We start from the raw sequence: 15,670 nt of genomic DNA, 5'->3' as shown, positions 1-15,670 counted from the left end.
ATCCCCCCGCCCCCCGATGGCCCCCCCCCCCCCCCCCATCCCCCCCCCCCCCCCCCCCCCCCCCCCCCCCCCCCCCCCCCCGCCCCGGCCGACCGTCCGGGAGCGTGCCGGGCGTCGCGGGAAGGGCGTCGGCGGCGCCGGCGGACGAGGGGGCCGGGGTGGTTCAGGCGACGGTGACGATCACCTTTCCGCGGGTGTGGCCTTCCCTGTTGAGCCGCTGTGCGTCGGCGGCCTGTTCGAGCGGGAAGGTGGCGGCCACGTCCACACGCAGCTGCCCGCGCTCGGCGAGGACCGTGAGCGCCTCGAGGTCCTGGGCGTCGGGGCGGACGAAGACGTACCGGCCCCCGAGGCCGAGGACGGCGCCGTCCGCGACGGAGGCCAGCCGTCCGTCCTCGGCGAGCAGCCCGGGAGAGACCTTCAGGGCCTCGCCACCGATCAGATCGAGCACGGCGTTCACACCGGTCGGCGCCAGGGCGTGGACGCGGTCGCCGAGGCCCTCGCCGTACGTGACCGGTTCGGCGCCGAGCCCCCGCAGGTAGTCGTGGTTGCGTTCGCTCGCCGTGCCGATGACACGGGCGCCGAGTGCCCGGGCTATCTGTACGGCCAGTGAGCCGACGCCGCCCGCCGCGGCGTGCACGAGCACGGTGTCGCCGCTGCCCACGTTCAGGGCGCGGGTCAGTGACTGGTAGGCGGTGAGACCTGCCAGCGGGATGCCGGCGGCCTCCTCGAAGGGGAGGTTGGCGGGCTTGCGGGCGAGCGTACGGACCGGGGCGGCGACGTACTCGGCGAACGTGCCGCGGGAGACGAAGTCCTCCCGTACGTAGCCGATCACTTCGTCGCCCGGGGCGAACTCGCCGACTCCGACGCCGGCCTCCTCGACCACGCCCGCCACGTCCCAGCCGGGGATGACGGGGAAGACCGCGTCCATGACGCCGTCCAGGTAGCCGGCCTGGATCTTCCAGTCGACCGGGTTGACCGAGGCGGCTTTCACACGCACCAGAACGGTGTCGGGGCCGAGCTTCGGGTTCGGGACGTCGCCGTACTCCAGGACGTCCGGGCCGCCGTAGGTGCGGTAGGTGATGGCCTTCATGGTGGTACTCCTTGATGCGCGGGCGCAGGGGGTAGGGGGTTCGTCGGGAAGGGCGCGGGGACGCCGGACCGCGGGGGGTGGGACCGCGTGGATCGTCAGGCAGCCGCGGTGGCGGCAGCCGGCTCGGGGCCCGTCCCGGCGGCGTGCCGGTGTTCCGCGTGCGGAGCGTGCCGTTGCCGCTTCAGGCCGACCAGCGCGATGGCCAGGACGAACGCGAAGGCGACACCGGCGATGGTGAAGCTCAGCGTGAACTGGCTCTCGGCGGGCAGTGGCGGGATCCCGGCCGGAAGGTGCTCGATGGTCCTGGAGGCGAGCAGCGTCGTGATCAGTGCGCTGCCGATCGAGCTTCCGACGGATCGGGAGATGGAGTTGATGCCGTTGGCGACACCGGTCTGGTGGGGCGGCACACCTGCGACGATCAACGCGGGCATCGCGGCGTAGCCGAGGCTGATGGCCGTTCCCACAGCCATTCCGGCGCCGACGACCGAGAGCGTGGAGGAGTGAGCGGCGGCCAGCCACACGAAGCCGGCGATGCCGGTCACCGCGCTCAGGGCCAGGGTGAGACGGGGGCCGATCCCGCGGATCAGTACGCCGCCGAACTGGGCGGCCACGAGGGAGGCGATCGTACTGGGCAGCAGGTACTCGACGGAGGCGCGGAGCACTGAGGCGCCGAAGCCGTAGCCCGCGATGTCCTGGGGGACCTGCGCCAGGTAGGAGACGCCGAGGAACTGGGCGAACATCCCGAATCCGATGAAGAGTCCCGCGAGGTTGCTGAAGAGCACCGGGCGGTGGAGGAACATCTTCATGTCGACCATCGGTTCGCGCAGGCGGCTCTCCGTGAGGGCCCAGACGGCAGCCATCACGGCCGCTCCGGCGAAGCTGCCCAGGGTGGCGGCGGACGTCCAGCCCCACTCGTGCCCCTGCGAGATCGGCAGCAGAAGCAGGACCAGGAAGAGCGCGAGGGTGAGCGCCCCGAGGAGGTCGGTGCGCCCGCCGGTCTTGGCGCGGCTCGCCGGTACGAGGAGAACGACGGCGACGAGCGTGACCAGAGCCAGCCCGGCGGCCAGCCAGAAGACACGGTGGTAGTCGGCGTTGTCGCCACGGGTCAGCAGGCCGGTGCTGACCAGCGCGAAGCCGCTGCCGAAAGCCAGGGTGCCGCTGACCAGTGACATCGCACCGGGCAGACGGTGGGCGGCGACCTCCTCGCGGAGCACCGACAGTGCGAGCGGGAAGATCGCTGTGGCGGCACCCTGGAGGACGCGGCCCACGATCAGCCACAGGAGCGAGTCGGTGGTGGCGGCCAGGACCGATCCGGCGATCATCACCACCAGGACGCCGATCAGCGTGGGCTTCTTCCCGTGCTGGTCACCGAAGCGGCCGAGCAGAGGGGTGAAGACGGCTGCGGAGAGCAGGGTCGCGGTCGTGACCCAGCTGACCTCGGCCGCACTGCTGTCGAGGCTGGTGCCGATCAGGCCGAGGATCGGGATGACCAGCGTCTGCATCATCGACACGACCATGGCGGCGAGGCTCAGGACGAGCACGACCGCCGTCTCGCGGGACTGCCGGCCGGGCGGCGCGGCGGAGGTGTGGGACACGGGTGTTCTCTCCGGGCGGGGACGGGGGCCGGGGCCTGACGGGGGTCTCGGCCGGACGGGGAGATGCTTGATGAACTCAAGCAACGAGAATCGAAGGTACGGGTCAATGGTTGAGGAAGTCAAACTTTGAGTTCTCACCTAGACTGGGGGCATGTCCTCCCGTACGCCCGACGTGCAGCCGGCCTCCGTGACCTCAGCCCCGCAGGCCGGCGATCCCACCTACGACCAGCTCCTGGAGCGCCTGGCCCGCGCGGCCGCCGGCTACTACCGGGACCTCACGGCGGCGGCCGCGGGGCAGGGGCTCACCATGACGCAGGCCAAGATGCTCATCCTGTTGCGGCAGCCCCTGCCCATGCGTGCGCTCGCGGGGCTGCTCGCCTGCGACGCCTCCAACATCACCGGGCTCGTCGACCGGCTGGAGGCACACGGGCTGGTCTCCCGGCACCTCAACCCGGCCGATCGGCGGATCAAGAACGTCGTGGCGACGGAGAAGGGCCTGGAGGCCGTCCGCCTGATCCGCGCCGACATGCGGGCCACCTCCGCGGCCTTCAGCCGTCTCGACGACGAGGGCCGCCGCACCCTCTACGAGCTCCTCGGCCGCATGCACCCCGACACGACGGACTGACCCCGGCCCGGCCCTCCCCGCGGCCCCGGCCGGCCCGCCAGGCCACGGCACTGGCCAGGCCCCCGGCCCCGGCCCTCCCCCGCCCCCTCCCCGGCCGGCCCGGCTGCCGGCCGGGCCCGGAGCGGTCGAGGCCGCGCGTGTCACTCCGGATCCTTCCGGGTGCCTTGATCGACGCTCCCCCCACTACCTTGTCGGCGGCGCCCGCCAGACCGACAGCCCGGAGCCGGGGGAGCAGCGATGCCGACGACCGCCACCACCGACCGCCCACCCGCCACGGCGACTGCCTCAGCGACTCTCACCGGGATTCTCACCGGGACGGCCACCGGGACGGCCACCGTGCTCAGGCGCCGGGAGCGCGAGGTGCTCGCCGCGGTCGGCTGCGGCCTGCGGGACGACGAGATCGCCGCCGCCCTCGCCATCCCGGAGGACGCCGTGGCCGAACACCTCGCGCGGATCCTCGTGAAGCTCGGTCTGCGCGACCGGGCCGCCGCCATCGTCCACGCCTTCGACTGCGGCCTGGTCGCCCCCGGACGTGGCCCCCGCCCACAGTCGGTGAGGACGGTGCCGCGGACCACCGCCGACCGAGCGGCCGGACCGAAGGTGCGGATCTCCGTGCTCGGTCCGCTGCAGGCATGGCACGACGGACGGTCCCTGAACCTGGGGCATCTCCGCCAGCAAGCCGTACTGGCGGCGCTGGCGCTGTCCGCGGGGCGGACCCTCAGCAGGCAGGAACTTCTCGACGACGTATGGGGGACGGAACCGCCGGTCGCGAACGTGGTGCCGGTGTACATCTACCGATTACGCAAGAGCCTGCGCGTCGGGGACGGCCCGGACTCGGTCATTGAGCACGGCCGCCGCGGTTACCGGCTGGTCCCCGGCGCAGTCGACGTGGACGTGGCACGCATGGAGGAACTGGTCGCCGACATCGGGGCGGCCGATCGAGCGGGGGAAGCGACCGAGGTGGTCCGCCTCTGTACCCAAGTGCTGGACCTGTTTCGTGGGGAGCTCCTGGGCGGACTGCCCGGGCCGCTCGCCGAACTGGAGCGGCTGCGGCTCACCGAGCGCAGGATCGCCATCGTGCAGCGGAAGTTGGAGTGGCAGCTGCGGCTGGGCCAGGACGCGGAAGCCATCGCCGAGTTGTACGCCCTGTCCGCGACGTACCCCCTCAACGAGCCACTGGCCGCGATGCTCATGCGGGCGCTGTACCGGAACGGCCGGCAGGCCGACGCGTTGACCGTGTTCGCGCGTGCCCGCCGACGTCTCGCCGACGACCTGGGGGTCCCTCCGAGCCGGATGCTGCGGCGGACGCACCAGATGATCGTGCGCGGTGACGAAGCGGGCCTCGGTCTCACCCCTCCGGTCGGCCGGACACGTGCACGTCGCCCCGGAACGACGCGGCGTCGATGACGCCATCACCACCTGTCAGCGGCCGGTTCCGCGGTGCCGATGACAGATGGCGATGACAGATGGCGATGGGGGTTCCGCCAGGCCTCCGCCCGCCGGTCGTCCGTCTTACGCGGGGTACCAGGCGCCGTTGTACCACTGCTCGTTGGCGCTGTCGTTGTGGTGGTCCATGTTGAAGTCGTGCGGGTAGTTCTTGACGTGGTTGTTCGGGTAGGTCCAGATGCCGGCGGACTCGTCGCAGACGTAGTCCCAGTGGCAGATCGTCTTGACCGGCACGTTGCCGAAGAACCTGTCGGCGCCGGCGAGCGGAGCGCCGACGAAACCGCCGAACGGCACGGCTCCGCCATTGGCACCGGGAGGGCCCTGGCGCTTGGGGTCCGCGATGAGAATGGCGTTGACGTTGTCGAACGTCTGCCAGTTCTCGGTGACCCAGATGTGCACCACCGCGGCGCCCAAGGAATACCCGCCCATTTTGACGTGCTGGTCCGGGCACGCGGCACGCTGGTTCCGGACCAGCCGGTTCAGCTCGTTGACGCCCGCCCGCGCGCTCGCACCGTTGGGAATCTGGGTGGGGTACCCGACGTGCTGCTGGATGTTGCCGTAGAAGCCGTCGTTGTTCCACGAGCTTCCCGTGCCACCGACGACGATCGTATAGGTGCCCTCGCACGGAGCAGCTGCTTGCGCCGTTGACCCCTGTGCCACTGAAAGCCCGGTCATCAGCAGTAGTCCGGCCAACACCGCCGGGATCCTTCGTGCTCGCATTCGATCCTCCCCATGTAGGCGGCCTGCGCGTCCGCGATGCGATGCGGTGCGGTACGCGGTCGGCCGAGGTCACCCGACGACAGTGGCAGTGGCCGATGACATCCCGATGAAACCCGCGGGGCCCAGGAGCCGGTGAGGAGTGCGAGCGGATCAGGGTGGCCGCGGGAGGTCATTCCATCGATGCTTCATCGGTGGCCTCTACTGTCGGCCGCCGGCACGGGCGCCCTCCACGCGGCCCCGGTGGCGATTCCGCAGGACCGATGTCCGCCGGCATCCGCGGAATCCACTCACGACGGAAAGGCACACCATGGCAGGAAGAGGCTTATCCAGCAGCGGCTTGTCAAGAAAAGGCTCGTCAAGAAGAGGCTCGTACCGCGTGTCCACAGCACTGGCCGTCATGGCCGGCGTCTTGGCGCTGCTCATCGGAATGACCGGCTCGGTCGCCGTCGCCCGGCCGGGGCCCCTTCCGGACCCGGGTGACGACCGCTCCGGCGTCTCCCGGTATTTCAGTGGTCCCCAGGGGTTCGCCATTCCGACGGAGCCTTGCGATCCGGCCGGCCCGTCGCCCACCGACGGCATCATGGCCGACCAGCTCAATCCACAGCTGCACGCGAAGATGGCCGGCTACTTGGACGCCTACAAGGTGTCCTGCGCACGGATGGTCACGCAGGCGGTGAAGGACCGGGGGCTCAACCCGAGAGCCGCAGCGATCGCCATCGCCACGATCATCGTGGAGAGCAGCATGAACAACTACTCCCAGGCCGTCGACCACACCAGCCTCGGGCTGTTCCAGCAGCAGGACTGGTGGGGCACCCGGGAGGAGCGGCTGAACCCGGCCCACGCCACCAACGCCTTCCTCGACGCGATGGAACGGCTCTATCCGGGCGGCTCATGGAACAACGAGGCGATCGGCGTGGTGTGCTGGCGTGTTCAGCAACCGAGAGAGGACCTGCGCCACCTCTACGGCATCGAGGCGGACGACGCGGTGCTCATCGCCAACGCGCTGTGGTCCGGCATGAGCGGCGGCCCCAAGCACCCGTACGCCTCCGGGCGAGTGGTGTCCGGGCGGTCCGCGGACGGGCGGCTGGAGGCCTTTGCCGCCGGTGCCGACGGCGTGTACCACGCGTGGCAGACCGAGGTGAACGGCAACTGGTCGCCGTGGCGGTTCGCGGGAGGTCCGCGCGATGCGCAGCTGGCGGTGGCGTCCAACGCGGACGGCCGGCTGGAGCTGTTCGCGCTGTCGGACAGCACGTTCGATCACATGTGGCAGACCTCGCCCGGCGCGGGCTGGTCCGCCTGGGAGAACTTCGGCACCGGTGGGTACCGACTCGCAGCGGGCACCAACGCCGACGGCCGCATCGAGGTGTTCGCCTCCAACACCAACGGGGTGTTCCACCGCTGGCAGACCGCGCCCAGCGGCGGCTGGGCCCCCTGGAAGGGCACCGGTGGTGGCCCGGCCCATGCGCGCCTCGCCATCGAGAACGCCCCCGATGGGCGGCTCGAGGTCTTCGCACTGTCGGACTCGACGTTCGGGCACCTGTACCAGACCGGCGTCAACGGCGGCTGGTCCGCCTGGGAGAACTTCGGCGGCGGCGGACACGCCGTCGCCGCCAGCTACAACCAGGACGGCAGGCTCGAGGTGTTCGCCTCCAACGCCAAGGGGGTGTTCCACCGCTGGCAGACCGGACCGAGCTCGTGGTCGGAGTGGGCGGGCACCGGCGGGATCTCCAACGCCGAACTGGCCACGTCCCGGTCGGTCGACGGCCGGGTGGAGGTGTTCGCGATCAACGCCGACACCGCGAGCCACGCCTGGCAGACCGGCCCGAACACGTCGTACTCGCCGTGGGAGACCTTCGGTGGCGGTGGCACCGGGATCGGTGCGGGCAACAACGCCGACGGTCGCATCGAGGTGTTCGGCACCAGCCACGCCGGTGTGCATCACAAGTGGCAGACCGGGTTCACCACGTGGTCGGAGTGGGCCTGGCTCAACGATGCGGGCCCGGCGGTCACCTGAGGCTCGTACGGGCGCTTCCCCGTGAGGAGTCGGGCCTGGCCGACCGGGCCACCCACCGTGCATCGCTCCAGCCGGCCGCCAGGGTCGGCTGGAGCAGGCACACCAGCTCGATGTGCATTCGGTCCGGTGATGCGTGGAGCCGGCGGGACGGTCAGGCGGCGAAGGCCCTTTCGAGCCTGGGAATCAGGTCCCGGAGATCCTGTTCCCAGCAGCCGGCGTTGTGGCCGCCGTTGCATTGCGTTCCCCAGGAGGAGCCGTCTCCGTAGTTGACGTAGTAGTACGGCATGCCCAGGGCGTCCATGCGGGCCTTGACGTTCTTGGCCGCGCCCTCGAGCCAGAACTCCGCTTCGAGGGGCGAGCCGCCGCCGTTGCCCACGTAGATGGAGACACCCATGCCGGCGAGTTTGTCCATGTGCTGTGACGGGTCGACCTGGTTCCACCGCCAGTCGGCGTTGAACACCGGATAGGGCGAGCCGAACAGCGCGTCGCTGTCCACACCGGGTTTGTACGGGGAATCATTGGGGTCGCAGTTCCCGGACGCCGAGCCGCAGATCCAACCCGCCGCGTCGATGAGGGAGGCGACGACGGCCAGCCGCAGGTCCATGGAGTTGGCCGACAGGTCGATGTCTCCCGACAGGGACGCGGTCTGGCTGAACAGGTCCGGACGCGCCTGGGCGTAGTGGAAGGCCCCGAACCCGCCCATGGACACCCCGGCGATGGCCCGGGCCTTCTTGGTGGCGATGGTCCGCAGGTTCGCGTCGATGAACGGAATCACCTGCTTGAGGTGGAAGTTCTCCCAGTTCTGGGCGCCGGCCTGGGTCTTCTGGTTGAGCCAGTTGGCATACCAGCCTCGGGCGCCTCCGTCCGGGATGACCGTGATCATGGAGTCCGACATGGACAGAGCCGGATAGGTCTGCTGGACCGGGTCGTCCGGTGAGCCGTGCAGGAAGTAGAGCACCGGGTAGCGCCTGTTCGGAGCGTCGTGGTAGCCGCTCGGCAGGATGATTTTGATGTGCTGTTCGCCCGCGACCTCGGGCGTGGTGACCGTGAGGGAGAAGTTGGTGGCATTTCCTGTCGCCGTGCCGACCTGCGTCAGGCCGAAGCCGTTCGTCATCGGTGGCGGCGCGGTGCCGTCGGCGGCCTGTGCCCCTGTCGCCGGCGTCATGATGGCCACAGCGGCGACCATCCAGGCCACCACTATGCGCCACCCTCGCGACTTCGGTTTTCCTGACTTCGGTTTCCTTGCCTGCGACGTACTGGCGTGCGCGTCACTTGCCACAGCGTGCCCTCTCGGGAAGCGATGGAATTCCGGATGGAAGGGCACGCCGGTGACTGCCATCGAGGCTCCGGCGTGCCCGTACGTCGATCTCAGTCCAGGACCTTGACCTCCCATGCCGGTGAGGCCGCGATCTGTTCCTCGGTGAACCGCTCGGTCACCCACCGCCCTGCCGAGAACAGCTTGGTCTGGTCCGCGTAGTGCGGCGAGTTCGGGTTGGCCGACTGGGAATAGGCCATGACGGAGAGCGCCTGTGGTGGGCCGTCGGCGGTGAACCGCACCTGCTGGATGAAACTGGACCCGAAGACGACGTCCGGTTTTCCGTCGACCTGGCCGGTAGTGATCACGTTCAGCACGCCCAGTTGGCTGATCGATCCGTGGATCGGGATCTGCTCTCCCCCGCGGGTGACCTTCTGTACGTCCGACAGGGGGGCGTTCAGCGCAATGCCCGCCTTGCGCAGCGCGAGAACGGCCCGGCCCAACGCGTCCCGGACGGCGGAGCTCCCGGAATCCAGCGAGTTGGGGGTGTGCACCGGGTCCGTGGGGTCGAACGGGACCCGCCACGGGAGTCTCTCGATCCCCTGTCCATTGAGCAGCAGGTACCAGTAGTTGGCGAACAGCCAGGATCCCCGGCTGTCCGTCGTGTAATCGTGGTCCTTCCAGGCCGCCAGGACCGGGCAGGCCTCGCTCACATTGACCAGCGTGCCGTCCACCAGGATGAGCCCGAAGGGGACGCTCCGGCACATCGTCACCGTGGCGTCGAGGGCCAGGTCGGCCGCCCTGCTGTTGTCGGCGAACAGCAACCGCCCCATGGTCTCCGGCGTGAAACCCTTGCCCGGCAGGCCATCGGTACCGTTGATCCGGTTCTGCGCGGTCAGGATCAACTCCTGGGTCCGCAACGAGCGGGGTGCCGCGGAGTCACCCATCACCCTGGGGAAGGCCAGCGGCTGCTCCGGGTTGGCCAGCCAGGGGCTGTCGTTGGCGTTGCCCACGAAGTCCGACCGGATCAGGCGCGGTTGCTTGTGCGGGTCCAGGAGCCCCGGCGCGACCGCGTTCGGGTCATCGGGCCAGTCGCACGCGCTGCGCTTGCCGTCGAGGATGGAGATCGGCGGCACGTTCGGCAGCCGTAACGACTGGTTGAACAACAGCTGGCCGGTCTGGGTGAGGCACGACCGCGCGTGCTCGTCGGTGATGTTCGGGGTGGCCTGGATGTCCGCGTACAGGGCGTTGCCCTTGCGGTCGGAGGCGACGGTGTTGAAGAAGGGGACGCCCTGCGTGGTCTCGAGGGTGTGCACCACGTCGTGGACGTCCTTGGCCTGGTCGAGGCGGAACCATGTGTTCAACGCCCTCAGGTTGTTCATGTTGACGTCGCGCACCGCGTGCGCGCTGACCACCCAGGGCAAGGGGACGCCCTGCATCGACGTGGTGATCGGGCCGTAGCGGGTGGACCACAGCGTCCTGGTGACCTTGCCTATGGAGCCGTCCGCGTTCAGGACGTCGACACCGACCTGCTGCGAGGTCATCTGTTCCCACGTACCGTCCACCAGGTACTTGGTCGGGTTCAGCGGATCCACCTGTACATCGAACAGCCCGAACGGAGCCACCGTGGCGATCGTGTGGCTCCAGGCGACGTTGTCGTTGTAGCCGATGTTCACGGCGGGGAATCCCAGCAGGGCGGCCCCGGAGACATTGACCTCTCCCGGGATCGTGAGCTGGCTCTGCCACATCCGGTTCTTGCCCTGCCACGGAAAGTGCGGGTTGGCCAGCAGCATGCTGGTGCCGCCGGACACGCCCTGCGAACCGACCGCCAGCGCGTTGCTGCCCATGCTCTGCTGACGGCTCACCGCCATCGCGTCGCGTATCTTCGCCGCCGTCTTCGCGGGTGAGACCGCCGGCTGCGCGGCGGCCGACGCCCCCGGGGGTGCGGCGTTCACCTGACCGTCCAGCAGCGCATCGGCACTGCCCATGATGATCTCGGCGTGCGCGTGCCGGTAGACGTCCAGCTCGGTGATCGGCCGCACCCAGGCCGCGCCGCGGCAGGCCGGGTCGGAGATGTTGTTCACGCCTGTCTCGGCCAGGTATCTGTTGTATCCCTGGACATAGCCGCGAATGGCCTCTTCGACCTTTGGCTCCGGCCCGTTGGGGGCGGGCTGGTCGAGCAGCCGCTCCACCACGCGGTTGTCCTTGATCCGCTGGAAGTACAGGTCGCTGTTGAGATTGGTGGTGCTGTTCTGGTTCTGGCCGGGGCTCGCTCTGCCGGCGGGTCCCAGGTAGCGGGACCTCTGGGCATTGACCATCAGATAGGTGTCGGCCAAGGTGCAGACGTTGTCCTTGGCCGCCGCGTATCCGTAGCCCGTTCCCAGCCCTTCCCAGTTCGAGGCGATGATGTGCGGGATTCCGTACTCCGTGTAACGGATCGTCGGCCGTTCCGGCCCCGGTTCGGCGGCGGCCGCCCCCGTACCCGTCGACCCGGTGACCGCCACCGTGCTCATGACCGCCACCGCGGCCGTGACCGCCGTCGACAGCCTCGCTCTGCGTCTCCTCCGCACCATCGAACCGTCCCTCCCCTGTGGCCCAGGCTTCGTTCGAACGCGAGCAGGTTAAGGAGGACCGATGAAATCCCGATGATGCCGCTGAGCTGCGGGCGGGCGGGCCCGTGGACGGCCTGCCGGCTGTCCCGCCACCCTGCCACCCGCCCGGGAGAGGCAGGCTTCGGTTGTGGTGGGATGCCGCGAGGCGACCGGGAGCAGGTTGGGGCAGCGGACGCTGGAAGAGTGACCGTACCGTGCCCCGGTCCGCCGGTGGTCCGGGGCACGGCCTCCCGCCTCAACCACGCTGCGGGAACGTCCAGTCGGGCCCAGCGTCGACCGTCTCCGAGGTGATGCGGCTCAAGTCAACGGCGATGCAGCCGTGCGCGGCGCGGCCGGCAGCCGCGGGTATGGTCACACCGCGCTGACGGGAGCGATCAGCTCGGCGGTGTTCTCCGCCGGGACGGGACTGGACCGGGTGTTGATCAGGTCGCCCGGTTCCAGGACCCCCGTTCCGGCGAGGTCCACGTGGACGCGGAGCCCGTAGGAGTCGCTGGGGTCGAGATCGGGCACATCCACGCTGAACGGGATGCGGCCACCCGGCGTCAGCGGTACGTCCGTCAGAACCTGCGCACCCACGACGACGGAGGGCGCGTCCGCCAGTGAGACGTTGCGGACCTCCACCAGGACCCGGGCGGCCACGGTCGCGGGTGCCTCGGTCGGCAGGGACACGACGCCACTGATGATGTGGCTCATACCGGCCTGCCCACCAGCGGCCGAGGCGCCGTGACCGGTGCCTGGCCTCTCTCATCGATCCGCGCAAGCAGCCCGGCGACCTCAGCAGTGATCGGCAAGCCTGTCCGCTCCTCGACGAACAGCCACTGCCCGGCCGGGTTCACCTCGAAGAACACGTAATGCCCGTCGGGGCGCCGCCGCAGGTCGATGGCTCCGTACACGAGACCGAGGCGGCGCATCAGACCGAGGAGCATGTCGGTGAGGGCCGGCGGAAGAGCCACCGGTCGCACCAGGGCTTCATCCACCACCATCCGCATGTCGACCGGATAGCTTGTGGCCGTGGCATCGATCTCGGCGGCGAACACACGATCGCCCACGACAGTCACGCGGAGGTCGGCCCCTGGTACGAACTCCTGGAAGATCACAGGAGCGTAGCGTACGGATTCCAGGTGATCGAGGTCCTCCCAACGGACCAGCCTGGTTTCCCTCCATGCGTCGACGTTGGCGAGGAACGCCTTGAAGACGGTGCGTCCGACGCCGACGTCCTGGATGAAGGCGCGAGCCTTCTCCGGCTGGTTGGTCACCAGGGTGCGTGGCAGCGTCAGACCAACCTGGCGCGCCACGTCCCACTGGTACGGCTTGTGGTGGGCGATCTGGTCCAGCACGGGGGGATTGACCCATGTGCAGCTGAGTGAGTGGAACAGGCCGTGCAGCGCCTGACCGGTCTCACTTGCCGCGAATCCCCGGTCACGGGCGCCGCCCAGCCCCTGGTCGACGGTGAACGGGCGTACCCTCCGCCACCACGCCACGCGACACCGGTCCAGCGGGACCTGCCTGGTAGGGGTGGTGAGCGCAAAGTCCGGCTGCCCGGCCGCGGGGTAGCCCAGGGTGATCCCACCACGGGCGGGGAAGTCGGCCAGGTCGACACGGACCACCTCCCGGCCGGCCATCTCCAGTCGGCGCATGACCCCCAGGGTGTGATCCTCGTCGTAGGAGACGATCAGAATCATCTCGGTTGTCCGGCAGTTCCGGCGAACAGTGGTGAGAGTTGAGCCAGGAGAGTGTTGTGGCTCGCCGTTGCAGCCGAAAGTCCTTGCTGAAGAGCGCCGACCATCTGGGTGAGCTGGCGCACCTGTTCGGCCAGTCCGTCGGGCTGGCCGGTCAGAGAGGGAGACTGATGTGAAGTGGCCAGCACGAAGGGGCTGCCGAGCGCGGGAGCCTGAAGATCCAGGCCGGGCACCTTGGGGGGCTGATCGGCCACCGGGTCCTTGGCCATTTCCTTGAGCGTGAAGTCGTTGACCGGGTCCTTGGCGATCTCCTTGAGCGTGGAGACGGGTGCCGGGTACATCGCGTGGACTCCGTCGATGTCACCCTGTGACAGCCCGGTACGCTGCCCCATCTCCACGCCGGGGGGCAGCGGCTGGCGCGCGATGATGGTCGGCTGACCGGGGTCGATCGCGAACGCGTGGGGCGGGTAGTGCATCAGCGAGCCGTAGTCGTACGGTCCCAGGTCATCGCCGTCGCTGATGTGCTGAAGGAAGTTGTGCTGCATGGAGGGGTCGATGTTCGCGAACACGATGGTGACGAACTGGTCGCGGTCTTGACGGCTCTGCTCGTGCCACAGACCCACCGCGTGACCGATCTCGTGGATGGCATTGCCGGTGGAGCAGTTGGGGCCCAGCGTGATGTTCTGCATGCCGCCCCGTCGGCCGACGCTGGAAGAGCACCCGCCGCCCGGAACGAAACGTACGAAGTCGGGGAACTGTGTCGCGTTGGCGGGAGTCCGCTGAACGAAGCGGATACGCGTACGGGACTCCCAGTGGGCGATCGCATTCGTGACTCGCTGCTGGTCGGGAAGGCCGGGATCGATCTCGAAGGGGATCGTCGCGTTCGGCCAGCGGAACTGCTGCCCGGTGATCCCGACCGAGGCGAGCACGAGCTGATCATGGACGGCCGAGTCGGCGTCCTGCACCTCTTGCACGGTACCGAGGACGATGTCACCTTCGACCACCGCCATCCCGTCCACCTCGGCGTACTGAACGCCCTTGGCGCGGAAGTTCACACCGTCCAGCAGTGCGGTACCGATGACCGGACCGGACCGGAACTCGCCGCTGCCGCTTCCACCTCGGCCGCTCCCCTCGCCCTTGCTCGCTCGCCCTCCCCGGGCGGTGGTCGTTTTGCGAGCCGTCGTTTTGCGAGCCGTCGTTTTGCGGGCGGCGGTCTTCTTCGTTCGACCGGCCGACTCGGACGGGTTGGCGTTCATGTTCACCTCAGTGCAGGGGACAAGGACACGTCACCTGTCATCTATTCCACCTGACGCCTGTCATCGTTACGCCGTCCAGGTGTGGAATCGGCCGCTTCGAGGGCGACGACCAGGCATCGCCGGCAGGCGGCTGGGACCGGCCCTGACCTGGGGATGCGTCCTTGCCCCGTTACGGACGATGCAGGACGGGCGTCAGAAGGCGTGTTACTGGTCGGACGCGAGGCGGGACGAGCCGGTCTTCGCCCGCCGCGCCTCGCGCCCGGCACGAGGTCGCGCTCTCAGCGCCGGATTTCCAGCCGCGCCCTCTCGTCGGGCGTCGCGATGTCCCAGAAGCGGGCGATGCCCCGCGCGTCACGATAGGCGCCCGTGCCGCCGGTGATGGCCATGTCGAGGGAGGCCGTTCCCTTCGTCCACAGGGACTGCATCGTCACAGAACCCCGCTCGACCTCCATCGTGATCACGCACTGCGATGTGAGTTCTTCGCCCTTCATATGAACGACCTGACAGGATCCGCCCCCGCGCCCGACACTGCGCCCGTCCTTTATGGCGGTGCCGGAGTACACGTCCATATCACCCAGGCTCGGCCCCGCAGGGCCGAGATCGGCGGCCGTGTACTGATCGTTCTGGACCTTGAGTTCGAGAACCTCGACACGCCCCCTTTCCGGAGTTCCGGCATTTGCGCTGCCAACGGCCCACACCCCGACGGCAACCGCCGCAAGCGATGCCGAGGCGAACTTCATGAGCGTCGCTCGCCCGCGCAGCTTCCCTCGTTCCCCCCGGCGCATGGCAGTGGATCCCGAACCGCTGGTGACCATGATGGATGCTCCTCACTGTGAATTTCACGTGTCAACGCCTTCGACGCCGGACTCTTCCGCACGCGCCAAGACAGGCCGAGGCGGAAAATGCGGCGGCCTCAGGCGGGCTGGTCCTTGTCGGACGGGAGCCAGACCGTCATGGTCGCCGGGTCGACCGGAATCGAGACGTGCTCGTGCGTGATGGACCACGTTCCGTTCGACCGCTGGAGGCAGACGCTCTCGCGCACCCATATCGAGGCCTGGAGTACGCCCTTCCGCTCCCCCGAGTCCAGGTGGAGCATGTGCGCGAGCGCGGTGTCCTCACCGGTCACGAGGGTGAGGTCGTGCGTCTCCAGGCTGATGGGACCGACGTATCCGTCGAACCAGCGCAGGAAGTTGCGCCGGATCTCGTCGGTTCCCGTGAACCGCAGCGGAGGGACGACGTCGTAGTAGACGGCGTCGGCTGCGTAGAACGACATGAGCCGGTCGATGTCCTTGGTCTGCTGGGCGTCGGCACGGCTCGCCAGAAGCGCCCGGATCTCGGACTCGTGGGTGGTCATCATGAACTCCTTCGGTCGTGGTGT

Annotated in this window: 13 protein-coding genes; 3 read left to right on the top strand and 10 right to left on the bottom strand. The window is 69.1% G+C overall.

The features are described 5' to 3' along the window. Positions 1 to 163: 163 nt before the first annotated feature. Positions 164 to 1,090, bottom strand: coding sequence for an NADP-dependent oxidoreductase (locus ACZ6C1_RS20170; RefSeq protein ID WP_469242478.1), 927 nt, complete (start codon positions 1,088 to 1,090; stop codon positions 164 to 166). 95 nt (positions 1,091 to 1,185) lie between these two features. Then, entirely contained in the window at positions 1,186 to 2,685 is a 1,500-nt protein-coding gene (locus ACZ6C1_RS20165) for an MFS transporter (protein ID WP_469242477.1), read from the bottom strand. A 151-nt stretch (positions 2,686 to 2,836) separates the two neighbouring features. On the opposite strand from ACZ6C1_RS20165, the gene ACZ6C1_RS20160 reads away from it, so the two are divergent. Together ACZ6C1_RS20160 and ACZ6C1_RS20155 are read left to right on the top strand one after the other, a co-directional pair. Next, the gene (locus ACZ6C1_RS20160) at positions 2,837 to 3,310 is read left to right on the top strand and encodes a MarR family winged helix-turn-helix transcriptional regulator (RefSeq protein WP_469242476.1); all 474 of its coding nucleotides are present in this window, start codon (positions 2,837 to 2,839) and stop codon (positions 3,308 to 3,310) included. 237 nt (positions 3,311 to 3,547) lie between these two features. Next, positions 3,548 to 4,717 carry an AfsR/SARP family transcriptional regulator gene (locus ACZ6C1_RS20155; protein WP_469242475.1) on the top strand — a complete coding sequence of 390 codons (1,170 nt, stop codon included), beginning with the start codon at positions 3,548 to 3,550 and terminating at the stop codon, positions 4,715 to 4,717. A gap of 105 nt (positions 4,718 to 4,822) precedes the next feature. Here ACZ6C1_RS20155 and ACZ6C1_RS20150 read toward each other — a convergent pair whose 3' ends face one another. Further along, positions 4,823 to 5,476 (bottom strand): cutinase family protein, encoded by a 654-nt coding sequence (locus ACZ6C1_RS20150; RefSeq protein ID WP_469242474.1) that lies wholly within the window; start codon positions 5,474 to 5,476, stop codon positions 4,823 to 4,825. Between the two features lie 397 nt (positions 5,477 to 5,873). Between ACZ6C1_RS20150 and ACZ6C1_RS20145 the strand changes: the two genes are divergently transcribed. Further along, a complete protein-coding gene (locus ACZ6C1_RS20145) occupies positions 5,874 to 7,490 on the top strand; it encodes a PLL family lectin (protein ID WP_469242638.1) in 1,617 nt (538 codons plus the stop codon). A 151-nt stretch (positions 7,491 to 7,641) separates the two neighbouring features. Here ACZ6C1_RS20145 and ACZ6C1_RS20140 read toward each other — a convergent pair whose 3' ends face one another. From ACZ6C1_RS20140 to ACZ6C1_RS20110, 7 genes are all read right to left on the bottom strand, one after another. Further along, on the bottom strand, positions 7,642 to 8,676 hold the full coding sequence (locus ACZ6C1_RS20140; RefSeq protein ID WP_469242473.1) for an alpha/beta hydrolase: 1,035 nt from the start codon (positions 8,674 to 8,676) through the stop codon (positions 7,642 to 7,644). Between the two features lie 182 nt (positions 8,677 to 8,858). Further along, positions 8,859 to 11,258, bottom strand: a complete 2,400-nt coding sequence (locus ACZ6C1_RS20135; RefSeq protein WP_469242472.1) for a penicillin acylase family protein — start codon at positions 11,256 to 11,258, stop codon at positions 8,859 to 8,861. A 450-nt stretch (positions 11,259 to 11,708) separates the two neighbouring features. Next, on the bottom strand, positions 11,709 to 12,050 hold the full coding sequence (locus ACZ6C1_RS20130) for a hypothetical protein (protein ID WP_469242471.1): 342 nt from the start codon (positions 12,048 to 12,050) through the stop codon (positions 11,709 to 11,711). Next, positions 12,047 to 12,979, bottom strand: a complete 933-nt coding sequence (locus ACZ6C1_RS20125) for an MvdC/MvdD family ATP grasp protein (protein ID WP_469242470.1) — start codon at positions 12,977 to 12,979, stop codon at positions 12,047 to 12,049. Before ACZ6C1_RS20125 ends, ACZ6C1_RS20130 begins: the two co-directional genes overlap by 4 nt. Before the next feature lie 56 nt (positions 12,980 to 13,035). Continuing rightward, the gene (gene legP / locus ACZ6C1_RS20120) at positions 13,036 to 14,292 is read right to left on the bottom strand and encodes a Dot/Icm T4SS effector Zinc-dependent metalloprotease LegP (protein WP_469242469.1); all 1,257 of its coding nucleotides are present in this window, start codon (positions 14,290 to 14,292) and stop codon (positions 13,036 to 13,038) included. Positions 14,293 to 14,570: 278 nt separating this feature from the next. Then, complete coding sequence (locus ACZ6C1_RS20115; RefSeq protein WP_469242468.1) at positions 14,571 to 15,107, bottom strand: allene oxide cyclase barrel-like domain-containing protein; 537 nt, start codon at positions 15,105 to 15,107, stop codon at positions 14,571 to 14,573. A 98-nt stretch (positions 15,108 to 15,205) separates the two neighbouring features. Continuing rightward, positions 15,206 to 15,646, bottom strand: coding sequence for a YybH family protein (locus ACZ6C1_RS20110; protein ID WP_469242467.1), 441 nt, complete (start codon positions 15,644 to 15,646; stop codon positions 15,206 to 15,208). Between the last annotated feature and the right edge of the window lie 24 nt (positions 15,647 to 15,670).

Source organism: Streptomyces sp. NPDC041796 (assembly GCF_055590785.1).
This window is presented reverse-complemented; position numbering and strand designations above follow the sequence as displayed.